This window comes from Gallibacterium anatis DSM 16844 = F 149, assembly GCF_000379785.1.
Lineage (GTDB): Bacteria > Pseudomonadota > Gammaproteobacteria > Enterobacterales > Pasteurellaceae > Gallibacterium > Gallibacterium anatis.
On sequence record NZ_KB903759.1, the window covers coordinates 14,795 to 38,506 of the forward strand.

The window sequence follows — 23,712 nt, forward strand, 5'->3', positions numbered from 1 at the left end:
GAATCTATTAATTATTAAACATTGCTGAAATAGATTCTTCGTTGCTGATACGTCGGATTGCTTCTGCCAACATACCGGATAAAGTCAATACACGTACTTTATTCAAGGCGATAATTTCCGGTCTAAGCGGGATAGTGTCGGTAACGACGATTTCATCTAATGCCGGGCTGGCAATGTTTTTCGGTGCTGAACCGGAGAAAACAGCGTGCGTTGCATAAGCAAATACACGTTTTGCACCACGTTCTTTTAATGCTTCCGCCGCTTTACATAATGTACCGCCGGTATCGATCATATCATCAACCAAGATACAATCACGATCGGCAACATCACCGATGATATGCATCACTTGGGAAACATTGGCACGAGGGCGACGCTTATCGATAATCGCCATATCTGTGTCATTTAATAATTTTGCTACTGCACGAGCACGAACCACACCGCCGATATCCGGAGAAACGACAATCGGATTTTCCAAATCAGTTTTCTTCAAAATATCATCCAACAGAACCGGTGAACCGAAAACATTATCTACCGGCACATCAAAGAAACCTTGAATCTGTTCTGCGTGCAAGTCGCAAGTTAAAACACGGTCAACGCCGACATTGGATAAAATATCTGCTACCACTTTTGCTGTAATCGGCACACGGGAAGAGCGCACACGACGGTCTTGACGGGCATAACCGAAATAAGGCACAACTGCAGTGATTCTTCCGGCAGAAGCACGACGAAGGGCATCGATCATAACCACTAACTCCATCAAACTATCATTCGTCGGCGCACAAGTGGATTGAACGATAAATACATCGGAACCACGAACATTTTCATTGATTTGGATTTGGATTTCACCATCACTGAAACGACCCACGATGGCATCGCTAAGTGAAGTATAAAGACGTTCAGAAATTTTTTTGGCTAGTTCTGGTGTTGCGTTACCAGCAAACAGCTTAATGTCAGGCATTTTTAACCTCAGAGTTGGTTTTTTAAAATTCAGATTGCAATGCAATCCACACGTTAACAATTTTGTTGCATATCCTCAAGGACAAGGTATAACGGAGAACGATTTACCCCTTTGGCAACAAACCCTGATAAGTGGGTCGGGCGTTGTTGATATACGGCTATTGCAGCATCTTGCGAATCAAACTCGGCAAAAATGCAAGCGCCAGTCCCTGTTAAACGGGTCGGTGCATATTGTACCAACCACTGAATAGCTTGTTCAACCTCAGGATAATGATCTCGCACAACTTTTTCGCAATCGTTTGTATAAACATCGGCTAATAATTGTGACAAAGATCGTTTTGGCGTATTTCTCGGCAATTTCGGATCTTGAAAGATTTTTGCGGTGGAAATCGCCACATTCGGTTTTAATACCACATAATATTTCTCATCCGGTTCACAATAGCTGATTTTTTCACCGACACCTTCAGCAAAAGCGGCTTTACCGTGAACAAAAATCGGCACGTCCGCACCGAGTTTTAAACCAAGTTCAGCTAATTGAGAGAGTGAAAGATTGGTTTGCCACAAATAATTCAAGGCGACTAATGTTGTTGCCGCATCGGATGAACCGCCACCAACGCCACCACCCATCGGCAGCTTTTTCTCAATGGAGAGCGAAGCACCTAGCGAAGTTTGCGTGTATTGTTGTAATAATTTTGCGGCACGAAAAATAAGATTATCTTCAAGCACAACGTCGTCCAATTGATTTTCCAAAGTGATATTGCCACTGTTATTTATTGTTACAGTGAGCTGATCTGAAAAATCTAAAAATTGGAATAATGTTTGTAATTCGTGATAACCATCTTCACGTCGCCCATTAATATATAAAAAAAGATTTAATTTTGCCGGGCAAGGAAATGAAAAAGAACGATTTAAAAAAGAGTTATTTTCAACCATTAGAAAGTCCATTTTTTAATTTGAATTTTTAAGGTTTTATCCGGGCTACTAATAAATAAATTTTGCGGCAACTTTGGCGATTGTTGATTATAATTTACATATTTCGCCTGCCATATTTCATTTTGCCATTGATAATCAAAATGGCTTAATAAACCCTGCTGATTAACAACATAATTTTGTGTATTTCCCGGCAACCCTTTTAACCAATTCGGAAATTGTTCTACCGGAAAATCAAAACCGATAATATCTTGTAATAATTGATGAATATCCTTATCGGCATAATAATTGCCTTTATTATCGAAAATTACAGTATTATTTGCTGTTTTTTCAATAGTTAATGTACTGCGACTTAATAAGGAAGAAAAATATAAACGATAATGTTGCTCACCTAAATATTGCCATTGAAACGAGGAAGAAAAACGCTCTTCTTTGCTGATATAACCTAATTGCCCTTCTGCCGCATAATGATTAATCGCATTCACCGCCTGTTGATGTTGCAACCATACCGGATCGTTATGCGGTAACGTAACTTGAGGTGCAACAAATTGTCCATCATTTGCACAGCCGATAAATAATAAAGTTAATCCCGATAATAAACCGAGCCGTACTGTCTTTTTAATATTCACTGTCTATTCCTGATATGAGAGATGAGAGCGATATTTTAATCAAAAGTTGATGGGATGGAAAGGAGAGCAGATATTCAGGGTGGTATGTTTCTATGTAGTCAGGAGAAAGCGATAGTCTTTGTAGGTTATGCTTTTCTTATGGGTATAGAGCAGAATAATCTTTCTTGCGTTCTGATTTTCTAATGTTGGCTGTTTTTTCAAATAAGTTTATACAATTCGAGTATTGATGAAACTATGAAAAATATATTTCTCCGTATGAAAATCTAATAGATGAGTATATCCACCCTACTACAAATGCACTGGACTTGACAGAAATACCTCTATGAGTTCATTATCTGATGAGCAAGCAACGTGCACAATGTGAAGGCAATTCGCAAGCACGAGGGCTGGATCACTGGGGAAGAAGTCCCAACTAATTAACATCAACAGTGAGGATTATTTATGAACAAAATCTTAGTAACTGCTTTAAGTATCAGTTTGTTAGGGCTAAGTGGCTTTGCTCAGGCAAAAACATACGATTACAATACTCCAATTGAATTAAAAGGTGTAATTAAATTGGAAAACGACTACCCAATGTTGTATTTAAAACAGGGCATTGATGTTAATAAAAAGGATTTTTATGATTCAGCAAAAAATGTGAAAAAAATGCAGGTTGTTAATATCAATCGTAAGCCTGGTGAAAAAACACCAACAGGATGTCAAATCGTTACAGGCACATTATTTGGATGGGAAACCGCTCATCACAAAACACCTGTATTAATTCAGGCTGAATCATTTGAGAAATGCAAATAGCATTTCATCAATCTTCCTGTACCCCAAAAAAGGCAAGAAACGTGATTTTCTTGCCTTTTTTGATATTTATCCCCTCAAAGTTAACTTTCATTTTATAATCTACAATAGATATCTATTAGTGTTTAAAATATTATGCCAATCCTCTGAATTTATGGAGGTTAAAGACGTCCACTAGAATGTTAAGAAATACAGACCGAATTGAATAAAAGTCATCACTATCGCCGCTTTCATACTGTAACCACTGAACATCATTACAAACGGAATGGAAATTACAAACACAACAGATAGTAATCCCTGAATCATTGGTAACGCTTGTCGCATTGCGTCAAAACCATGAGAAGCCACTGCATTCCCAGTAGATACCTCAAAAAAAGATAACATTTCTGATCCAAATTCTGTTAAAGCACCTAGATCGGTATTATTTCTCACATCAGAAAGATTTTGATATTTCGTTCCATTTTGAACAGCAATGCGTTGAGGTTGATTATAACAGCGGAGAATATAAATCAGGTTATTTAGATCTATTTCCCGGTGCAAGTGGTATTTTATATGACGAGGATACAGGCGAAGAATTTGATATACAAATGGAGTAAATAATATGAGAAAACCTCTTAGGCTGTTTGCTTCAGCTTAAGAGGTTTTGTTTTATTAAGCGGCAACCATTACCATTGCTGGGCGGATAACGCGTCCGTTCAGTAGATAGCCTTTTTGTAGAACGGTAGTGATTTGGTTGGCGCTGAAGCCTTCAGTTGGTTGCATTGAAATCGCTTGGTGAAGATCCGGATTAAAAGTTTCACCGACAACGCCAACCGGTTCAATGCCGAATTTAGCCACAGTGGAAAGCAGATCTTTTAGCGTGAGTTCCACACCGTCGAAAAGGGCTTTTACGCTTTCATCTTCAGAGGTGTTCGGCGTTGTGGCAGCACGTTCTAAATTATCAATTACATTAAGAATCTCTTTGGCAAATTTTTCTAAGCCGAATTTATGTGCTTTTTCTACGTCCGCTTCGGTACGGCGGCGGATATTATCAATTTCAGCACGTGCTCTTAACATAATATCCTGTTCTTTTTTGGCAGCTTCTTCTAATTGACCTTCTAAATCTTGGATTTTGGCAAGTGCTTCACTTAATGGATCAATTTCGTTGCTTTTTTCTTGCTCGTTGACGTGTTCTGTTTCTGTAGCTTGTTGATTTACTTCTTCATTCATCACGTTTTGTTCGTTGTTTTGTTGTTCAGACATAATATTCTCCAAAATCAAAAAGAGGCATTTTACGGCGGCTAGTTTAACAAAAAACACCATAACCGCCAATTATTCGGCGTGAGATATTAATTAAGTCAAATTTATCGCCGATAGTTATGTTAATATAAGCCTCATTTAGTGCAATTCAAGGATTGCGTTGTTATCAATTGGGTAATTGTTATGCAAGAATTTAGAATGAAACCGCAACAGCATACATTACATCGTTCGTTCCGTACGATTGGTGTTGTCGGGCAGCCTCGACACGATGATCGTCTTCAAATGCATCAGGATCTGTTTATTTGGTTAAAACATCGTGGTTATCACGTGTTGGTTGAGCCGGAAGTCGGTAAGGCTTTGCAATTAGAGGCAAAACATATTGCGACATTGGATGAAATCGGTGCAGCGGCGGAATTAGTAATTGTGATTGGCGGCGACGGCAATATGTTAGGGAAAGCTCGTGTGCTTGCTCGTTATGATACAGCGTTGATCGGGATTAATCGTGGAAATTTGGGATTTTTAACTGATATTGACCCGGATCAGGTGTATCAACAGTTATCAGCCTGTTTGGATCGTGGCGAATTTTTTGTGGAAGAACGCTTTTTATTGGATGTGAATGTGGAACGAGAAGGGCAGGTTATTGCGTCAAATCAAGCCATTAATGAGGTTGTGATTCATCCGGCAAAAATTGCGCATATGATTGATTTTCAAGTTTATATTAATGATAAATTTTGTTTTTCACAGCGTTCTGACGGCTTAATTATCGCTACACCGACCGGTTCAACCGCTTATTCATTGTCTGCCGGCGGACCGATTTTAACGCCACTATTAAATGCGATTACATTGGTACCGATGTTCCCACATACTTTATCTTCACGTCCGTTGGTGGTGGATGGCGATAGCAAATTACACTTTCGTTTTGCACAGTATAATGTGCGGCAGTTAGAGGTGAGTTGTGATAGTCAGGTGAATATTCCTTTCTGTATTGATGATGTGATTGTGGTGAAAAAGAGCGATTTGCGGATGAAACTGCTGCATTTACAAGATTATAACTACTACAACATTCTCAGTTCTAAATTAGGTTGGCTAAAAAAATTATTTTAAATTTCAAGAAACACTTTACTGTATAAAAAAACAGTATATACTGATATTTATACAGTATTGGAGGTTTCTTATGCTCACTCAATTACGCATCAATAATTTTGCTATTGTTAATCGTCTTACCTTAGATTTTGCACAAGGAATGTCTGTTATTACCGGTGAAACCGGTGCCGGCAAGTCAATTGCATTGGATGCCTTAGAGGTCTGTTTGGGGCAGCGTGCTGAGAGCGGAATGTTGCGTTCCGGTGAATCAAGAGCGGATGTTAGTGCGTTGTTTTCATTGCAAAATAATTCTGCGGCACAGCAATGGTTGCAAGCACACGAATTGGATGATGAGGAAAATCCGGAAGAGTGTGTTTTGCGCCGTACAATTAGTGCGGATGGTCGCTCAAAAGGATTTATTAATAATCAACCGGTGCCTGCCGCTCAATTACGTGAGTTAGGTGCATTATTGGTGCAAATCAGCGGGCAGCATTGTTCTCAACAATTATTGAAACCTGAATATCAATTACAACTATTGGATACCTTCTGTCATAACCAAAGTTTATTGCAGCAGTTAAATCATCAATTTCATTTGTGGAAGCAACAACAGCAAAAATTGGCGGATTTTCGTCAACAATGTGCGGAAAACGAAGCAAAAAAACAGCTATTACATTATCAAATTGAAGAATTGAATGAATTTGCGTTAAAACAGGGTGAGTTTGAAGAGTTGGATTCCACACAAAAACGATTGGCAAATAGTGAATTGTTAAGTCGTGGTTCGCAATCCGTTTTACAGTTGTTGTCGGAAAATGAAACTGCGAATATCGAAAATTTATTAAATAAAACAGTGAGCTATTTAGATGAATTGGTTGAGGCGGATGAGCAATTTAAAGAGGCACAACAATTAATTCAACAGGCGCAGATTTACGTTCAAGAAGCTTTTTCTGAAGTGCAGCATCTTGCCTATCGTATCGAAGATGATCCGGCGTTATTGGCTAATACGGAGATGCGTTTAAAACAGGCGTTACAATTAGCACAAAAACATCGGGTTAATGTTTCAGAATTACCGGTTTATCATCAGCAATTAAAGCGTGAATATGAGCAGTTAGCGGAATATATTGATGGTGAAGAGCTGTTAGTCGAAGCGGAACAGCAGGCTTATCAGCAGGCAATGAAAATTGCAAAACAGCTGTCAGAGCGTCGGCAGCAAGGGGCTATTTTATTAGCTAAAGCAGTAACGGCGGAAATTAAACAGTTAGCAATGGAAAATGCCGAATTCGATATTCAATGTACGACGGAATCGCAGAAATTATCCAATAAAGGCATAGATCAAATTACGTTTATGTTGTTAAGTAATCTGGGTGAAAGTTTTCAGCCATTGCACAAAAATGCTTCCGGCGGTGAATTATCTCGAATTGCATTGGTGTTACAAACATTAACTTCTGATCAAAGTGCTGTTCCAACTGTGATTTTTGATGAAATTGATGTAGGTATCAGTGGCGCAACCGCCAATATTGTCGGTAAACTTTTGCGTTCATTAGGTGAAAAAGTGCAGATTTTATGTATTACGCATTTGCCGCAAGTTGCATCACACGGTCATCAACATTATAAAGTTGAAAAATATTGCAAAGCCGGAAAAACAGAAACACAGGTTAGTTTATTAAATGCGGAGGAACGAGTAAAAGAGTTGGGTAGACTGCTTGGTGGCAGCGAAGTAACGCCATTATCGTTGGCTAATGCGGAAGAAATGCTGGCGTTAGCAAGTTAAGCGTTAATGGTAGAAAGAGCAGTTTTTTATTCATATCTCAAAAAGAGGGCTTAAAGCCTTGTACTATAAGGTTTTAAGCCACTTTTTAGCAACAATTTTGTCTACTATGCCTATTTTGTCCTATATGCCTTTTGTTTACTATGGCTTTTGCTCTATATGTCATTTTTTCAATGAAAAAAAGCGGATAAAACCAACGATTTTGTCCATTAGGACGAGAAGGTAAGCAAAATAAAGCTAGGCAAAATAAAAGAAAAAACAACATTTTTTCTATGTCGTTGCCGTGATGGTAAAAGAGGCTTTGAAGAGGGATAGATACCGCCTATCTGATGCTTTATCAAGCCATATAGGCGGTATATTTTTAGCGAAAAAATTTATTTCGCAATACGTTTATATTTTATACGTTTTGGTTGAACGGCTTCAGCACCAAAGGTTTTCTTCTTCCACTCTTCATAATCAGAGAAGTTGCCTTCATAGAAAGTGACTTTACCTTCATCGCCATAATCCAAAATGTGGGTGGCGATACGATCCAAGAACCAGCGGTCGTGAGAAATAACCATCACACAGCCCGGAAATTCCAAAATAGCATTTTCCAATGCACGCAAGGTCTCTACATCAAGATCGTTGGTTGGTTCGTCAAGGAGCAGCACATTTCCGCCACGTTGTAATAATTTGGCTAAATGCAAACGACCGCGCTCACCACCAGATAATTCACCGACACGTTTTTGTTGATCAACACCTTTAAAATTGAAGCGTCCTACATAAGCACGACTTGGAATTTCAAAGTTACCGATCTTCATAATATCCAACCCGCCGGAAACCTCTTCCCACACAGTTTTGCTATTATCCATCTTGTCGCGGAACTGTTCGACAGAAGAGAGCACTACAGTGTCCCCCAATGTAATGGTGCCTTTGTCAGGTTGCTCTTGACCGGATAACATTTTGAACAGCGTAGATTTACCGGCACCGTTTGCCCCGATAATCCCGACAATCGCGCCTTTAGGAATGCTGAAAGAGAGATTATCGATTAAAGTACGATCCCCATATGATTTGGATAAATTTTCCACTTCAATAACCTTGTCGCCTAAACGAGGACCAGGTGGAATAAAGAGTTCATTGGTTTCATTACGTTTTTGGTAATCACTGTTGTTTAACTCTTCAAATCTTGCCATACGCGCTTTACTTTTCGCTTGACGGCCTTTTGGATTTTGGCGAACCCACTCAAGTTCTTTTTCAATCGATTTTTGGCGAGCAGATTCAGTAGCAGCTTCTTGTGCTAAGCGTTTCTCTTTTTGCTCCAACCAAGAAGAGTAATTACCTTGCCAAGGGATGCCTTCCCCACGGTCAAGCTCTAAAATCCAACCTGCAACATTATCCAAGAAGTAGCGGTCGTGGGTAATAGCCACAACCGTGCCTTCATAATCGTGTAAGAAACGTTCCAACCAAGCCACAGATTCCGCATCAAGATGGTTTGTTGGTTCGTCCAATAACAGCATATCCGGTTTTTCTAATAGCAGACGGCAAAGTGCAACACGACGGCGCTCACCACCAGACAAGTGTTCAATTTTACTTTCCCAATCCGGTAGACGTAATGCATCTGCCGCACGTTCTAGCTGATTTTGTAGGTTATGACCATCGTGGGCTTGAATAATCGCCTCAAGTTCGGCTTGCTCCGCTGCTAACTTATCAAAATCTGCATCCGGATCAGCATATAGCGCATAAACTTCATCTAATCGTGTTAAGGCGTTTTTCACTTCGTGAACCGCTTCTTCAATCGCTTCACGCACGGTCTGTTGTGGTTCTAATTTCGGTTCTTGTGGCAAATAACCGATTTTAATGCCGGGTTGAGGACGAGCTTCCCCTTCAAATTCTTTATCTACACCTGCCATAATGCGCAATAAGGTAGATTTACCGGCACCGTTTAAACCGAGTACGCCGATTTTTGCACCGGGAAAGAAACTTAATGAAATATCTTTTAAAATTTGACGCTTCGGTGGCACAACTTTGCTCACGCGATGCATTGTAAAAACAAATTGTGTGGACATAGTTCTCGCTGTTTGTTTGTGATTGGATAAAGGCGTTATTCTACTGGAAATTATTGCTTTTGACCATTTCACGATGAAAATTTCAGTAACACCGAAAAAATTAGAAGATTTGATAAATCCTATTGGCTGAATAAAACATAAAAATATGCTTTTGCATACAAAATATGATTGCAACAAGGAACGTTGGAATAGTAATATCAATCAGGCTATTTATATAAATAGTGCAACACAGCATTATATTTAATTACCATTGCTATTTGAGGAATCTTTGATGTCAAGACCAATAAATTTTGTAATGATTTCACCCCATTTCCCCACCAATTTTGAAACGTTTGCACATAGATTGCGTGAAAACGGTTTTAATACATTAGGAATTGCCGATGCGCCTTATGAGTCATTAAGCGAAGGGTTACGCAATTCACTAACAGAATATTATCGTGTTGATAATATGGAAGATTATGATCAGGTTTATCGTGCAGTCGGTTATTTTGCGCATAAGTATGGACGCATTGATCGCATTGAATCGCATAATGAATATTGGTTGGAGTTGGATGCAAAACTTCGTACTGATTTTAATGTGTTTGGTTATAAAAACGAAGATATGAAAACGATTAAAACCAAATCACAAATGAAAGAAGTGTTCAAAAAAGCAGGGTTGAAAGTGGCGAAAGGGCGTGTTTTTTCCGATGAAGAGGATGCGTGCCGTCTGGTCGCAGAATTAAAATTACCGGTGATTATTAAACCGAATTCCGGTGTGGGGGCAAGCGATACTTATAAAATTCGCACAGAACAGGATTTGCACCATTTCTTTGAACATAAATCGCCGAATGTTGAATATATTATGGAAGAGTTTATTGATGGCGATATTGTTACATTCGACGGCTTAACGGATCACGATGGAAATATTGTTTTTTATTCCAGTTTGGAATATTCAGAAGCGGTGTTAGATACAGTAGAAAAAGATGGTGATATGTTCTATTTTGTGCCACGTGAAATTTCACCGAAATTAGTTGGACTCGGTAAAATTTGTGTCGAAGCCTTTAATGTCAGAGAGCGGTTTTTCCATTTTGAATTTTTCCGTGTTAAAGGTAGCAATGAAATATTACCGCTTGAAATTAATTGCCGTCCGCCGGGTGGTTTAACCATTGATATGTGGAATTATGCCAACGATTTTGATGTATTTAATGAATACGCCAACATCGTGAAAGAGAACCGGTTCTATTCCCATATTACGCATCCGTGGAATGTGGTTTATATTTCGCGTAAAGCAAATAAAAATTATGTGAACACAACGCAGGCGATTTGTGAGAAGTTCGGTAACAGCATTATCAGTGTGCAACAAGTGCCGGGCATTTTTGCGAAAATTATGGGCGAAGAAGGGATTTTAGCGAGAACTGAAACTCTGGAGCAGATGCGGGAAATTATTCAATTTGCACATCAAAAACAATAATTGAGAGGAAGTGAATTATGCATTTTGAGAGAAGAAGTCATTGGAGCGGTGAACTAGGGCGTGAAATGTATTTTAATGTGTATGGTCACGCCGGTAAGCCGGTAATTGTGTTTCCATCCTCAGGCGGTGATCAAAATGAATATGGTAATTTCGGGATGATTGAAGCCTGCCGTTCTTTTATAGATCGTGGATTACTGAAGTTTTATACGCCTGATTCTTACGATAAAGAGTCGTGGTTGGCAACTTACAAATCCGGACACGATATGGCATTAGCACACGATGCTTATGATCGTTATATCGTCAATGAATTGGTGCCGTTAATTCGGCACGAATCGCAATGGGGCGGCGCAATGATGGCGACCGGTTGCAGTATGGGGGCGTTTCATACGATCAATTTTGCATTGCGTCATCCGGATTTGTTTGATGTGGCGATTGCGTTAAGTGGCGTTTATGATGCTCGTTTTTTTACCGGTGAGTTTTATGGCGATCAGGCGGTCTATTTCAATTCACCGATCGATTATCTTTGGGGACAGCAAGATAGTTGGTTTTTAGATCGTTATCGCCAAAATCACTACATTGTGGCAGTGGGACAAGGTGCTTGGGAAGAGCAGCACGTTGCAGATACAGCACGTTTGCAAGAAGCTTTTCAGGCGAAAGGCATTGTCGCTTGGTTTGATTTTTGGGGATACGATGTTGATCACGATTGGCCGTGGTGGAAGAAACAGATGCCATTTTTCCTTAGCAAGTTGGAAGAGCAGGGCATAATTTAATCAGCATCGTTATTCGTTCTTTATTTTTGCTGGCGAAACCGACTCTGTTAATGCCAAATGGAGTATGAGTTTCGTCGGCAATGCTTTTTATATTAGGTTGAAAAATCGATCAAGTAGAATAAGCGATCAGTTTTTTCATCACTTAGTCAATATTTTAAAAGTTCTTATCTTCACGATCATTGTTATTATTGTTGTTCATCTTATTGTGATTGGTGGCGCTTATTTTTTACTCAATATTATGAAAATAAGTGAACTTAACAATGTAATACTTAAAAATAACACTGCCTTGTCATCGTCATAACGACGATTCTTAATCGCTAATTTTTGTAAAATTGTTACAAAATGAGCAAACTTTAATCATTTATTAGAAAATGAGAATAATTCTTAAAAAGATCTTGAAAACGTAAAAATTTTATTGATAATAGTTCTCATTAATTTAATTGATAGTTTTTAACCCTCAATAACCTAAGGAGAACCTCCAAATGAAGAAAACCTCATTTGTATTATTACCGCTTGCTGCTTTTATTAGTGGCGTAGTTGTTGCAGATGAAGCTGATAATTTAGATGCGATTGAAGTGGTGAGTGATAACCTTTCACCACAAAAAGCAAGCTTATCCGCCGGTAGTTTAGCCAAAGTTCGCCAAGCGACTACGACTGCAGATATTTTGCGCTCAGTGCCGGGTGTTAATGTAAATGGCGCACGTTCTATAGTGCAACGTTACAGCATTCGTGGCGTAAGCGAAGAATATTTAACGGTCACAGTTGATGGCGCAAGACAAAACGGTTATGCATTCCACCACGCCGGAAATTATGGTATCGATCCGGATATTTTAAAACGTGTGAATGTTGATGTCGGTGCAAATTCTGTGGTAACCGGTGCGGGTTCATTGGGCGGTGCGATTCGTTTCGGAACCGTTGAAGCGGCAGATTTGTTAGCGGATGGCGAAAACTTTGGCGCGAAATTCAAATGGGGCTATGGCAGCAGTGCTGATTCCAACCAAGCGGCAACCACACTTTATGGTCGTGTCGGTGGTTTAGATGTTTTAGGTTACTTTAATTATCGTCACCAAGAAAACGGTAAAGATGGTAATGGCGTAGAAAATGCAAATAAAGGGCATTTATCCAACTATTTATTCAAAGCGAAATACAATATTGATGATACACAATGGGTGAAATTCTCAGCAGAACGGTATAATAATACGGCGCTAAGCTGTTATCGTGCTAATTTTAACTTTTGTTTAGGAGATGTGCCTAAACCGGGTGAACAGGGTTATAACGAAACCAATCACGGAAAAGCACTCACAGAATTATTACGTAAAACTTATACGTTGAGTTATGGTATCGATCCGAAAGATAATCCATACTTAAATTTCAAAGCTAATTTATATAACACCGAAACCGATATGAGTTCAATGGGTAAACCACAAACCAACATTCGTACGGTCGGAGGTACTGTTTCTAACATTGCAGAAATTGATTTAGCTAATACCCATCATTCAATTACCTTTGGCGGTGAGTATTACAACACTAAATCAAGAGCATTGAATGCACCGGATAAATCTTATCAACCAAGAATTGATAGTACTTCTGTTTATTTGGAAGACAAAATTGCAGTTGGCGATTTCTTAATCACTCCGGGTGTACGTTATGACTATTATCAAGCAGATCTTGATAAGAATTTTGATAAAAGCTACCAACGTTTTTCTAAAGCACTAGGTTTAAAATATTTACTAACAGATGATTTAGCAGTATTTGCCAACTATACTGAAATCTTTAAAGGACCTGATGCTGGTGAGATTTATTTACGTGGAACTCGGAATTATTTGCCAAGTATAGATGCTATTCGAGGAAATAATAAAGAAGCTGGTATGAGCCTTGCTAAGGCAGATATTTTTGGCAATGATGATTTCTCTTTAACCGCAAAATATTTCCAAACTAAATACAATCATTTCAATACCAATACCATAACCGAACAGGGTAGCGGTTATCAAGATATTGGTGAAGTAAAGGTCAAGGGGGTTGAGGTTTCCACTGCTTATCGTATCAATAATTTATTTATTAATGCCGGCTATGCCAGAGCAAGAAGTGAACAGCTTGACCCGTTATTCGGTTTCTATAATTTAACTGCTTTGCCGGATACCGGAGATAAATATACTTTAGGTCTAAGTTATGTTATGCCGGATTATGGTGTAGAACTTGGTTGGAATACTATTTGGGTAAGAAGTATTACTATCAATTCAGCAGAAAAACGAGGTGGTCCTGCTAAGAAAACTGAAACCTATAAAGAAAGCTATTCTGTCAGCAATGTTTATGCAACTTGGTCACCAAAACAATTACCTAGTTTAGAATTGACGGCTGGTATCGATAATATTTTTGATAAAGCCTATAAAGATCAAGCAACTAAATATTATGCTGCTTCAGATAATGAACTCGGTCGTAACTATAAATTCACCGTTTCTTATAAATTCTAAGTAATGATTTGACTTTCCGCCAACCTTTAAATAAAGGCAGAAAGTCTTTATTCCTCTGTGTTAATTTATATAAGTGCATCGCAATGATGCCTTATATTTGTTGTTTTTAAAGGGTTGGAAAATGGATGCATTATTTGATTTCTTACAACAATATGTTGATTACATTATTTTAGGTCTGTTGGCGTTGATGAGCTTTGTAATGGTCTGGATGGTGATTGAGCGCTTATTGTTTTTACATAAAATCAATATTAAAAATTATCAGAATATCCACGATCTGGAAATTGATTTGACACGTCATTTAACCATTATTTCTTCCATTGGTGCAAATGCTCCCTATGTGGGATTGTTGGGAACAGTTATTGGTATTTTGCTCACTTTCTACCAGTTAGGGCAATCGGGTGGCGACATTGATGCTAGTGCCATTATGCTTCATTTGTCATTAGCACTGAAAGCAACTGCTGTGGGAATTTTAGTCGCTATTCCGTCAATGATGTTTTACAACGGTTTAGGGCGTAAAGTGGAAGTGAAACGCTTACAGTGGAAATCTTTACAGGCGGAACAATCAAGATAGGAATGAGATATGAAGAAGTTCGATGAAATTAATATTATTCCTTTCATTGATATTATGTTAGTACTGTTGGCAATTGTTTTGATTACTGCATCTTTTATTTCGCAAGGTAAAATTAAGGTGAATGTACCGAAAGCAAGTAGCACGGTAGCATTTAAATCGGATGAACTTGCGAAACTGCTCACTATCACTAAAGATGGTGAGCTTTATTTCAATGATAAGCCGATCAATAGAACCGATTTAGAGAAAGAGATGGCGAGTTGGGATAAATCACAAAAAGTAACATTAAAAGTAGATTATGAAGCTACTTTCCAAGAATTTGTCAGTATTACCGACTTATTAGGTAAAAATGAGATCAAAAATGTTGCCATTGTGACGGTAAAGGATAAAGGAGGCAATTAAGTGCATTACACCAAGCCTGCTTTTTATGTTACCACTGCTATTTATAGTGCATTATTTGCCGGTGCGGTTTGGTCATTTGATGGAACGCAACAGTCAGCAAATAGCATAAATGGAGAAATTTCACCGATCATTTCAATGGAATTGCTTTCTGCCAATATTGTTGAGGAACCTCAACCTGAAACAGAAATCAAGCCTGAACCAGAAAAGATAGTTGAAACTCAGAAACAAGAAGTTGTTCCTGATCCGACAATAAAAAAAGAATCGAAACAGCCTAAAAAAGAGATTAAAAAAGAAGTTGTAGAGCGAAAACGGGAACGTAAAAAACATCACGAACATCGAAAAATGCATCGCCCGGCTTCACAGGCGGTGCAATCTAAGGCACAGGGTGCGCCGGTTACCACACAACAGCAAAATTTGCAGGGAACCGGGGCAAGCAGTGATGAGCTGGCATCATATCGTTCTGCATTACGGCGTGAGATTGAAAAACATAAACGTTATTCACAACGGGCAAAAATGTTGCATCGACAAGGTACGGTGGTCGTACAATTTACTTTGATGAATGATGGTTCTATCCAAAATGTGCGTTTGCATCGCTCTTCAGGTTACGAAGAGTTGGATCAGTCGGCAATGGATGCGGTGGCGAAAGCCAACAGTGTCGGTGCGCGTCCGGCAGGATTGGCAGCAGAACAAAAAATTCCGATTAAGTTTATGTTGCGATAATTATTTCTTCTTATTTTTCAATTTGTCCCACATTTTGTCTTCTTGTCCACGCCATAAACGTTGAATATTGTCGTGGTGGCGGTAGATAAGAAGACAGCAAACCAATGCGGTCGGGAAGGTGAATTCGGGGCGAAACCACCAAACATAAAACGGGATGGTCAATGCAGCAATGACGGCACTGAGAGAAGAGTAACCGCTGATGAGAAAAACGCACAACCAGACACCGAGCATAAATCCGGCAACAGACCAACCGATTGGTGCGATTGCGCCGAATGCGGTTGCCACACCTTTACCGCCACGAAAGCGATAATAAATCGGGAAAATATGTCCTAAGCAAGCACCCAAAGCCACCATTCCCAGTTCAAATTGTGTGAGTTGTAGATAATAGCCAAGCCAAACCGGCAACATTCCTTTGAGAATATCAAAAATCAGCACCAACAATGCCGGCAAACGACCGCCGATTCTTAACACATTGGTAGCGCCGGGATTATGAGAACCGTTTTCTCGAGGATCAGGAAGATGAAAGAGTTTGCACAGGATAATCGCGCTCGAAATAGAACCGATCAAATAGGCGATTAGCATATAAAAAATAGCAAATAGACTCATAATTTTTCCTTTTCACTCATTTTGGCTTTTGCTATTGTAACCAAAATTGTTAGTATAGCCACTATTAATTGATCAGAAACGGCGAAAATTTATATGACGACAGAATTTATTTTTATTGAGGAATTAACGGTTTTTACCACGATTGGCGTTTATGATTGGGAACAACAGATTAAACAAAAATTGGTGTTTGATTTAGAAATGGTGTGGGATAGTGAACAGGCGGCAAAAACAGATGATGTGCAATTCTGCCTAAATTATGCCGAAGTCAGTGACTTTATCATTGATTATGTGGCTAACCGATCATTTGCTTTAATTGAAAGAGTGGCATATGAGGTGATAGAACAATTACATCAACGTTTCCATATTTCACAAATTCGTTTAAAACTCAGCAAGCCCGGCGCAGTTGCTCAAGCAAAAGCGGTCGGCATTGTAGTAGAAAAAAGATTCGATTAATTTTATCAATGTCGGAAAATACTGTTAGGCTTTACGCATATAAATGTGCGGAATATTATCTTCCAGATAGACATCCGAAATTGCAACAAAACCAAATTGCTGATAAAACGCTTGCAAATAATGTTGCGCCTGAATTTCAATGGGGCAGTTTGGAAACTGCTGTTGAATAAATGCCAAAGTGTTTTTTATCAGTGTCTGTGCATAACCTTTGCCACGAAAATCCGGCATAACTAAAACGCGTCCGAAATGTACGCAATCGTTTTGTAAAAAGATACGGGCGTAAGCGACCAGCTGTTGCTGCTCCGATAACCAAAGATGAAAGGCGTGCAGATCAATTTCATCCACTTCCTGATATGGGCACTGTTGTTCCACGACAAAAACGGCAGTGCGAGCTTGATAAATCTGAAAGAGCTCCTGTGTAGTTAATTGCTCAAATGTTTTAAGTTGTTGTTGCATCATTTTTATAAAAGAGGGCTGAAAAAGAAAAACAAACGCTCAAAAAAGCGTTGCCATAATGGGCGTTGCTGCCATTGTTGATAATCGATGGTATCGGTTTGCTGATAATAATTATGGTGCAGTTGCATAATTTCTTTGGCAAAATCACGATCTTCTACAATCATCATTACCTCAAAATTAAGCATAAAACTGCGAATATCCATATTAACGCTACCGACCAATGCCAAACGTTGATCAATCAAAATACTTTTAGTGTGCAACAATCCGCCTTTAAAGCGATGAATTTTAACGCCGGCAGCTAATAAATTATCGAAAAGCGCACGACTTGCCCATTGCACCATAGTAGAGTCATTTTTCTTTGGCAAAATAATATTCACTTCCACGCCACGTTGTGCTGCGATTTTTAAAGCATCCTCAATGCTTTGATTCGGCACAAAATAAGGCGAGGTGATGGTGATCGATTTTCTGGCAGAAAAAATAGCGACAGAAAGTGTTTGCGACATTAAATCATCCGGAAAACCGGGGCCGGTGGCAACAATTTGCACTGCGTGCGAGTTGTCATTTTCGATCGGCAACAGAGGGCAAAGCGCAAACGCAAAAGGTTGCTGTTGTTCTGTTTCAATTTCCCAATCCCACGCGTGCAGATGATTAAGAATAGAAGAAACCGGCCCATCAATTCTCACCATAATGTCAATCCATTGTCCAACGTTAGCATCCTGTTTAAATTCGCTTGGATCTACCATATTCATACTGCCGGTATAAGCAATTTGATTATCGATCACCACAATTTTACGATGCTGACGAAGATCGATACGTTCTAAAAACATACGTAACGGATTCGCGTGCAGTGCTTCCAGAATTTCAATGCCTTGTTGGCGTAATTGTTGGCAATGTTTGCTCAATAGAAAATCACGACTCCCTACGGAATCAAGCAGAATATGAATTTGCACGCCACGCTGTTTTGCTTTTAGTAATGCCTGTTCGACCTGCTCAATAAGTCCGCCGCTTTGCCAAATATAGAAAGTCATATTGATCGAGAAATTCGCCTGCTCAATATCTTTAATAATGCTGTGAATAATGCTTTGTGGTGTTTGTAAAATATGCAAATCATTGCCGATAATACAAGGAATATTTTGCCGACGTTGGCATAGCTCAAACAGCGCTTTATAACGCAAGGCATCATTGTTTTCGACCAAATTTTTATAATCTTTATATTGATTAAACCAAGCGACATATTTAGGTCTTAATTGGTGGAAAAGCTTAGCGCGATGCGAACCTAACTTGATTTCCCCAAAAATAAAGTAAGCAATGATGCCGATAATGGGAACGATATAAACGATTAATAACCACGATAAGGTTACCGACATTGCCTGTTGTTTAAATAACAGACGTAAAGTGATGGATACTTGGCAAATCCAGATAGTGACAGGAATGGCGTATTGCAAAATAGTGATAATATCAGCGGTAATAATCATAACATCATCAATAACTTAATTCAGTAGACCCTATTTTAACAAAGAAAATCGACATCGCGATTGACTTTATGCGATGTCGATCAGCTTTAGATAATTTTATCTGTTTTTTCCATAAACCACGCTGCGGCAGCCATTACCAACACTAGACCACAAAGTACCCAAGTCTGTGGCAACCAGCTATGCCAAATGCCGTAGCCGTAACCAAACAGTACCGGTCCGCACGCCGCTAACAGATAGCCACCAGATTGTACAATTCCGGATAATCTTGCATTGTTGGTCGGAGAAGTGGTTTTTACCGATAACATTGTTAAAAGATAAGGGAAAAATGCGCCGCCGGCTAAACCGGTAAAGATATTGACGAACAGCCAATAACCGGTGCTTTGGTAATCCAACAGCATCATTATTGCGCCGAGTAAGGCAATAAGCATAAAGAACATAATCACGAATTGTCGTCTTTTAGCCGACCAACGGATAAATGCAGAAGGTAAAAACAGCATTAATGGAATGGTTACCAACATAAAAATGCCCAGCAAATAACCGGTAGTGTTAGCCGACAATCCGGCTTGTTGTCCCATTGTCGGCAACCACGCCAAAGTGGTATAGAAATAAAGCGATTGCAATCCACCGAAAATCACGAAACACCATACATATTTATTGCGCCACAAAGAGGTTTGATGTTGCGTTGCAGTGTGAGTTTCTAAATAGTGATTATGTTTTACATTAGGTAACCAAATTAAGAGTGCGATCACTAAAACGGCGGATAAGATCAACACCATTGTTTGCCAACTGCTGGCGGAGGTAATTGGCATTGCCAATGATGAACCGATGATGGTGGCGAATGTCATTGATAAAGAATAGAGTGAGGTGAGCTTGCCTAAGCGGCTCGGATAATTTGCCATAATAGTGCTTGGCAATAAGACATTAAGCACCGCAATACTGATACCGATAAATGCTGTACCGATAAAGAGCAGTGGTAAAGAGAAAATTCTTAAAGTAGAACCAATCAACATTAAAACTAACGCCATTGCGAACAGTTTTTCTAAACCGAAACGTTGCCCAAGTTTTGCCGCAAAAGGAGAAACCAAAGCAAACATAATAAGCGGCAATGTTGTTAGCATTCCCAATTCACTGATTGGAATTGAAAATTCAGCGGCAATTTCGTGCAAAATAGGAGGAATAGCCGTAAATGGCATTCTTAGCACTACGCCAATCATCATAATGCCTAAAATTAAAAAAGTGGTATTTCTTTGTTTCATTTTAATAGTGAGTTAATCGTTAGAAGAAAAATAGATCTAAAAATTGAAAAGTAAAAATAACACGCCCTCAAAACTGAGGGCGTTAATTAAATAAATTTAAAGGTTAATCGCTTATTCAGCTGCTTTTAATTGTTGGTAATAGTTTTCGTAATATTGAATTGCATCACCAACATCGTCCTGCCAATAACTGTTTTTCAACACATCTGCCGGTGGATAGATGCTTGGATCTTCAGTAATTTCTTTAGGCAACATCTCTTTAGCTTTCAAGTTGGTTGTTGGATAACCTATTTCTGTCGCTAAACGCGCTGCCACTTTAGGACTTAATAAGTAGTTAATCAATTTGTGTGCGGCATCCGGGTTTTTGGATGTTTTAGGAATAGCTAAAGTATCTACCCATAAAACTGGGCCTTCTTTCGGATAAACCGCATTGATTGGCGCATTTTCTTTTTTCGCAATACGAATAGAACCGTTCCATAATTGACCCAGTTCCACTTCACCGGCGATAAAGGAGTTTGCCGGATTGTCAGAATTAAATGCCAATACATTTGGACGAAGTTTTAATAACTCTTCATATGCTTTTTTGATAATGGCCGGATCTTTAGTGTTCGGATCTTCGCCAAGTTTCAATAAAGCAATGTTGAAAACTTCACGCGCATCATCTAATAACTGCACTTTACCTTTATATTCCGGTTTCCAAAGATCTGCCCACGAAGTGAATTGCTCCGCTTTGTAGGTGTCGGTATTAAACGCAATTTCAGGTGCGCCTAATAATTGTGGGAGAGAATATTTGTTACCCGGATCATATGGTTTATCCAACATATTTGGATCAAGGTCTTTAATCACAGGCAATTTGCTGTGATCTAAAGGTAGTAACATCCCTTCTTTTGCCATTTTGGATACAAAGTAATTTGATGGCGCAATGACATCATAAGTTGCGCTGTCACCCAAAGTTTTTAACTTAGCGTACATTGTTTCATTGGATTCAAGACTGGAAACATTGACTTTAATGCCTGTTTCTTTAGTAAAGTCATCCAATAAACCGTCAGGTACGTATTCTGTCCAAGTATAAAGGTAAACGGTGTCCGCATCAGCGTGAACAGCCGTATTGATACCAAGAGCAAGTGCGCTAATACCTAATAAAGTAGTGATTTTTTTCACAAAATTCTCCATTACAGTAGTGAGTTAATGCCATAGCTCGACCAATGCCAAGCGACTAAAAAATCTTACGATTTTTATTGGTACTTGAACAATGTGTAAATGTTTCAACTCATCAAACAGCGCATTAAATTGACCGCATTTAATGCCTTGTTCTGACTTCGAAGTGAAATTCACCTCTAGTGAAGCATTCTACCCGAAAGGGTGAAGAAGAGTTTCAATGAAACCACATTTAGACAAGGTAAGCTATTCTATAAAGTGTGGGCAAATAAGGCAACCACTAATGTGGATAAATATAAATTAGTTCTAAAATTAAGCTTAATTTGATGACTGTCATTTAACTGCCACATTTAATCGGTAAAATCATAATTTATAGTAGAGAAAAGTAATACTGATAAATATGGGAGCAGAAAATGTCAATAGAGCAGGATAATGAATGTTATACACTAAAAGAGTTAAGCTGGTTGGCTTTTAATGAACGGGTATTGCAGGAAGCATATGACGAAAGTAATCCATTATTGGAAAGAATTCATTTTCTTGGTATCTTTGCTTCCAACCTGGATGAATTCTATCAAGTCAGAGTATCGAATTTAAAGCATAAACTTTTGATTAGTAAAGAAAAAGATTCATCTTCTGCAAAACATATACGCATACAGTTAGAACGTATTCAGCAACGTACTGAAGCCTTGAATGATCGATTTAATGATATTTATAGTCGATTAATGTTGCGTTTGGCAAAGCATAAAATTTTTGTCTTAAATGAAACACAATTATCGCCATTTCATCAGGAATGGTTAAAAAAATATTTTAAAAAAGAGATTAAACCCCATATTTTCCCTATTATTCTAAATGAAGAAATCGATTTATTGCATTCATTAAGTACACATAATTCCAATCTGATTATTGAATTAAGAAAACATAAAAAGATTCAGCATTTAGCTATTTTACCTATTCCGTCTGATATTCTTGCCCGATTTATTGTTCTACCGAAAGAAAAATATAAAAGATATGAAAGTATTGTTTTATTAGATAATGTATTACGTTTCTGCTTATCAGATATTTTTTCTGATACGGTTTTTGATTATGACGAAATTAATGCTTATTCAATCAGAATGACGCGCGATGCTGAATATGATTTAGTGACAGAAGTAGAATATAGTTTACTGGAACAAATGTCTTCCAGCTTAAAACAACGATTAACAGCGCAACCGGTAAGATTTTTATATGAAAAAAGTATGCCGAAAAATTTATTAAAAATGTTAAAAAAACGGTTGCATATTACCAATCTAGATTTAGTGGAAGCGGGTGGACGCTATTTAAGTTTTAAACATCTATTACAATTTCCTAGTCTTGGACATAAATCTCTAGTGAATACACCGTTGCCGGCAATTAAACATCCACAGTTAAAAAAAGAGCGCATTATTTTTGATGCTATTACGAAGAAAGATTTACTTTTATATTATCCATATCATAGTTTTGATGTTATCTGTGAAACTCTGCGCCAAGCCTCTTTTGATCCGAATGTGATTGCAATAAAAATTAATTTATATCGTGTTGCCAGACATTCATTAATTATTGAAGCATTATTAAATGCGGCAAATAATGGTAAACAGGTTACAGTCATTATTGAATTACAGGCGAGATTTGATGAAGAAGCCAATATTCATTGGGCAAAGAGATTAACTGAAAGCAATATTAAAGTGGTTTTTTCTCCGGTAGGGTTTAAGATCCATTCAAAATTGTTTTTAATTACCCGAAATGAAAATGGAAAATTGGTGGATTATGCGCATATCGGCACCGGAAATTTCCACGAAAAAACAGCAACTCTTTATACGGATTTTGCATTATTAACAAAAAATAAGGAAATTACAGAAGAAGTAAAACGTGTCTTCCGTTTTATTGAGATGCCATTCAGCCCGACAAAATTTTCTTATTTATTGGTTTCCCCTATTAATGTTAGAAAACGATTAGCACATTTAATTAATCGAGAAATAAAAAATACAGAGAAAGGTAGAAAGAGCGGTATTATTTTGAAGATTAATAATCTTGTTGATGAGGAAATGATAGATTTATTGTATAAAGCAAGTCAGGCTGGTGTTGTGATTAAAATGATTGTACGAGGAATGTGCTCGTTAAAAGCAGGTGTGCCGGGTTTGAGTGAAAATATTCATATTATCAGCATTATTGATCGTTTTTTGGAGCATCCAAGAGTATATTATTTTGAGAATAACGGTGATCCTGAAGTCTATATTTCATCTGCCGACTGGATGACTCGGAATCTTGATCGGCGAATTGAAGTTGGAGCACCGTTGCTTGATTCAGATGCAAAACAGTGTGTCATTGATATTTTAAATATTCAGCTTGCGGATAATGTAAAAGCACGCATAATTGACAGCAACGAACAGAATAATTATGTGCGTAATGATGAGGAACAATGTCGTTCTCAGCTTGCTATTTATGATTATTTATCTGCAAAGTCTAACGAAAAATAGG

At 38.4% G+C, this 23,712-nt stretch carries 22 protein-coding genes; 11 read left to right on the top strand and 11 right to left on the bottom strand.

Going from position 1 to position 23,712, the window contains the following annotated elements; all coding sequences use genetic code 11:
- Positions 1-7 precede the first annotated feature (7 nt).
- The 3 genes from A3EO_RS0112180 to lolB are packed head-to-tail and all read right to left on the bottom strand — an operon-like array spanning position 8 to position 2,516.
- On the bottom strand, positions 8-958 hold the full coding sequence (locus A3EO_RS0112180) for a ribose-phosphate pyrophosphokinase (protein ID WP_013747048.1): 951 nt from the start codon (positions 956-958) through the stop codon (positions 8-10).
- A 53-nt stretch (positions 959-1,011) separates the two neighbouring features.
- Positions 1,012-1,890: a 4-(cytidine 5'-diphospho)-2-C-methyl-D-erythritol kinase gene (gene ispE, locus A3EO_RS0112185; RefSeq protein ID WP_018347354.1), complete on the bottom strand. Its 879-nt coding sequence runs from the start codon at positions 1,888-1,890 to the stop codon at positions 1,012-1,014.
- Positions 1,890-2,516, bottom strand: a complete 627-nt coding sequence (lolB, locus tag A3EO_RS0112190) for a lipoprotein insertase outer membrane protein LolB (RefSeq protein ID WP_013747050.1) — start codon at positions 2,514-2,516, stop codon at positions 1,890-1,892. Before lolB ends, ispE begins: the two co-directional genes overlap by 1 nt.
- Positions 2,517-2,957: 441 nt before the next feature.
- Between lolB and A3EO_RS0112200 the strand changes: the two genes are divergently transcribed.
- Positions 2,958-3,308 (top strand): DUF4431 domain-containing protein, encoded by a 351-nt coding sequence (locus A3EO_RS0112200; RefSeq protein WP_013745149.1) that lies wholly within the window; start codon positions 2,958-2,960, stop codon positions 3,306-3,308.
- A gap of 171 nt (positions 3,309-3,479) precedes the next feature.
- On the opposite strand, the gene A3EO_RS13770 is transcribed toward A3EO_RS0112200, so the two are convergent.
- Positions 3,480-3,689 carry a conjugal transfer protein TraG N-terminal domain-containing protein gene (locus A3EO_RS13770; RefSeq protein ID WP_018347356.1) on the bottom strand — a complete coding sequence of 70 codons (210 nt, stop codon included), beginning with the start codon at positions 3,687-3,689 and terminating at the stop codon, positions 3,480-3,482.
- 267 nt (positions 3,690-3,956) lie between these two features.
- Positions 3,957-4,547, bottom strand: coding sequence for a nucleotide exchange factor GrpE (gene grpE, locus A3EO_RS0112210; protein WP_018347357.1), 591 nt, complete (start codon positions 4,545-4,547; stop codon positions 3,957-3,959).
- Between the two features lie 180 nt (positions 4,548-4,727).
- Here grpE and A3EO_RS0112215 point away from each other — a divergent pair, with 180 nt between their 5' ends.
- Positions 4,728-5,648 (top strand): NAD(+) kinase, encoded by a 921-nt coding sequence (locus tag A3EO_RS0112215; protein ID WP_018347358.1) that lies wholly within the window; start codon positions 4,728-4,730, stop codon positions 5,646-5,648.
- Positions 5,649-5,718: 70 nt separating this feature from the next.
- Entirely contained in the window at positions 5,719-7,395 is a 1,677-nt protein-coding gene (gene recN / locus A3EO_RS0112220; RefSeq protein WP_018347359.1) for a DNA repair protein RecN, read from the top strand.
- 371 nt (positions 7,396-7,766) lie between these two features.
- Here recN and ettA read toward each other — a convergent pair whose 3' ends face one another.
- The gene (ettA, locus tag A3EO_RS0112225; protein WP_018347360.1) at positions 7,767-9,437 is read right to left on the bottom strand and encodes an energy-dependent translational throttle protein EttA; all 1,671 of its coding nucleotides are present in this window, start codon (positions 9,435-9,437) and stop codon (positions 7,767-7,769) included.
- A gap of 271 nt (positions 9,438-9,708) precedes the next feature.
- Between ettA and A3EO_RS0112230 the strand changes: the two genes are divergently transcribed.
- From A3EO_RS0112230 to A3EO_RS0112260, 6 genes are all read left to right on the top strand, one after another.
- On the top strand, positions 9,709-10,887 hold the full coding sequence (locus tag A3EO_RS0112230; RefSeq protein WP_018347361.1) for an ATP-grasp domain-containing protein: 1,179 nt from the start codon (positions 9,709-9,711) through the stop codon (positions 10,885-10,887).
- A 17-nt stretch (positions 10,888-10,904) separates the two neighbouring features.
- Positions 10,905-11,657 carry an esterase family protein gene (locus tag A3EO_RS0112235; protein ID WP_018347362.1) on the top strand — a complete coding sequence of 251 codons (753 nt, stop codon included), beginning with the start codon at positions 10,905-10,907 and terminating at the stop codon, positions 11,655-11,657.
- Positions 11,658-12,139: 482 nt separating this feature from the next.
- Positions 12,140-14,128 carry a TonB-dependent receptor domain-containing protein gene (locus tag A3EO_RS0112245; protein ID WP_018347364.1) on the top strand — a complete coding sequence of 663 codons (1,989 nt, stop codon included), beginning with the start codon at positions 12,140-12,142 and terminating at the stop codon, positions 14,126-14,128.
- A gap of 121 nt (positions 14,129-14,249) precedes the next feature.
- The gene (gene exbB / locus A3EO_RS0112250) at positions 14,250-14,699 is read left to right on the top strand and encodes a TonB-system energizer ExbB (protein ID WP_018347365.1); all 450 of its coding nucleotides are present in this window, start codon (positions 14,250-14,252) and stop codon (positions 14,697-14,699) included.
- A gap of 9 nt (positions 14,700-14,708) precedes the next feature.
- Positions 14,709-15,098 (top strand): TonB system transport protein ExbD, encoded by a 390-nt coding sequence (exbD, locus tag A3EO_RS0112255; protein ID WP_018347366.1) that lies wholly within the window; start codon positions 14,709-14,711, stop codon positions 15,096-15,098.
- Positions 15,099-15,818, top strand: coding sequence for an energy transducer TonB (locus tag A3EO_RS0112260; RefSeq protein ID WP_018347367.1), 720 nt, complete (start codon positions 15,099-15,101; stop codon positions 15,816-15,818).
- Here A3EO_RS0112260 and plsY read toward each other — a convergent pair whose 3' ends face one another.
- Entirely contained in the window at positions 15,819-16,424 is a 606-nt protein-coding gene (gene plsY / locus A3EO_RS0112265; protein ID WP_018347368.1) for a glycerol-3-phosphate 1-O-acyltransferase PlsY, read from the bottom strand. It abuts the gene before it with no gap.
- Between the two features lie 93 nt (positions 16,425-16,517).
- Here plsY and folB point away from each other — a divergent pair, with 93 nt between their 5' ends.
- Positions 16,518-16,877, top strand: coding sequence for a dihydroneopterin aldolase (folB, locus tag A3EO_RS0112270; RefSeq protein WP_018347369.1), 360 nt, complete (start codon positions 16,518-16,520; stop codon positions 16,875-16,877).
- Positions 16,878-16,901: 24 nt separating this feature from the next.
- Here the strand turns inward: folB and A3EO_RS0112275 are convergent, their stop codons facing one another.
- The 4 genes from A3EO_RS0112275 to A3EO_RS0112290 all read right to left on the bottom strand — a co-directional run bounded on the left by A3EO_RS0112275 (position 16,902) and on the right by A3EO_RS0112290 (position 21,195).
- The gene (locus A3EO_RS0112275; protein WP_026211141.1) at positions 16,902-17,333 is read right to left on the bottom strand and encodes a GNAT family N-acetyltransferase; all 432 of its coding nucleotides are present in this window, start codon (positions 17,331-17,333) and stop codon (positions 16,902-16,904) included.
- A gap of 5 nt (positions 17,334-17,338) precedes the next feature.
- Positions 17,339-18,808 (bottom strand): cardiolipin synthase, encoded by a 1,470-nt coding sequence (gene cls, locus A3EO_RS0112280; RefSeq protein WP_013747081.1) that lies wholly within the window; start codon positions 18,806-18,808, stop codon positions 17,339-17,341.
- Positions 18,809-18,894: 86 nt separating this feature from the next.
- Entirely contained in the window at positions 18,895-20,064 is a 1,170-nt protein-coding gene (locus tag A3EO_RS0112285) for an MFS transporter (RefSeq protein WP_026211142.1), read from the bottom strand.
- 111 nt (positions 20,065-20,175) lie between these two features.
- Complete coding sequence (locus A3EO_RS0112290; RefSeq protein WP_230585727.1) at positions 20,176-21,195, bottom strand: extracellular solute-binding protein; 1,020 nt, start codon at positions 21,193-21,195, stop codon at positions 20,176-20,178.
- Between the two features lie 437 nt (positions 21,196-21,632).
- Here A3EO_RS0112290 and ppk1 point away from each other — a divergent pair, with 437 nt between their 5' ends.
- Positions 21,633-23,711, top strand: a complete 2,079-nt coding sequence (gene ppk1 / locus A3EO_RS0112295) for a polyphosphate kinase 1 (RefSeq protein WP_018347372.1) — start codon at positions 21,633-21,635, stop codon at positions 23,709-23,711.
- Position 23,712 lies beyond the last annotated feature (1 nt).

Bases quoted from the DNA above. Each gene is read 5' to 3' on its own strand.
- exbB (WP_018347365.1), top strand. From the start codon at position 14,250: ATGGATGCATTATTTGATTTCTTACAACAATATGTTGATTACATTATT.
- folB (WP_018347369.1), top strand. From the start codon at position 16,518: ATGACGACAGAATTTATTTTTATTGAGGAATTAACGGTTTTTACCACG.
- ispE (WP_018347354.1), bottom strand. From the start codon at position 1,890: ATGGTTGAAAATAACTCTTTTTTAAATCGTTCTTTTTCATTTCCTTGC.
- A3EO_RS13770 (WP_018347356.1), bottom strand. From the start codon at position 3,689: ATGTTATCTTTTTTTGAGGTATCTACTGGGAATGCAGTGGCTTCTCAT.
- A3EO_RS0112275 (WP_026211141.1), bottom strand. From the start codon at position 17,333: ATGCAACAACAACTTAAAACATTTGAGCAATTAACTACACAGGAGCTC.
- A3EO_RS0112285 (WP_026211142.1), bottom strand. From the start codon at position 20,064: ATGAAACAAAGAAATACCACTTTTTTAATTTTAGGCATTATGATGATT.
- exbD (WP_018347366.1), top strand. From the start codon at position 14,709: ATGAAGAAGTTCGATGAAATTAATATTATTCCTTTCATTGATATTATG.
- ppk1 (WP_018347372.1), top strand. From the start codon at position 21,633: ATGTCAATAGAGCAGGATAATGAATGTTATACACTAAAAGAGTTAAGC.
- recN (WP_018347359.1), top strand. From the start codon at position 5,719: ATGCTCACTCAATTACGCATCAATAATTTTGCTATTGTTAATCGTCTT.
- A3EO_RS0112230 (WP_018347361.1), top strand. From the start codon at position 9,709: ATGTCAAGACCAATAAATTTTGTAATGATTTCACCCCATTTCCCCACC.
- ettA (WP_018347360.1), bottom strand. From the start codon at position 9,437: ATGTCCACACAATTTGTTTTTACAATGCATCGCGTGAGCAAAGTTGTG.
- A3EO_RS0112215 (WP_018347358.1), top strand. From the start codon at position 4,728: ATGCAAGAATTTAGAATGAAACCGCAACAGCATACATTACATCGTTCG.
- A3EO_RS0112200 (WP_013745149.1), top strand. From the start codon at position 2,958: ATGAACAAAATCTTAGTAACTGCTTTAAGTATCAGTTTGTTAGGGCTA.
- A3EO_RS0112245 (WP_018347364.1), top strand. From the start codon at position 12,140: ATGAAGAAAACCTCATTTGTATTATTACCGCTTGCTGCTTTTATTAGT.
- A3EO_RS0112180 (WP_013747048.1), bottom strand. From the start codon at position 958: ATGCCTGACATTAAGCTGTTTGCTGGTAACGCAACACCAGAACTAGCC.
- grpE (WP_018347357.1), bottom strand. From the start codon at position 4,547: ATGTCTGAACAACAAAACAACGAACAAAACGTGATGAATGAAGAAGTA.
- A3EO_RS0112235 (WP_018347362.1), top strand. From the start codon at position 10,905: ATGCATTTTGAGAGAAGAAGTCATTGGAGCGGTGAACTAGGGCGTGAA.
- cls (WP_013747081.1), bottom strand. From the start codon at position 18,808: ATGATTATTACCGCTGATATTATCACTATTTTGCAATACGCCATTCCT.
- plsY (WP_018347368.1), bottom strand. From the start codon at position 16,424: ATGAGTCTATTTGCTATTTTTTATATGCTAATCGCCTATTTGATCGGT.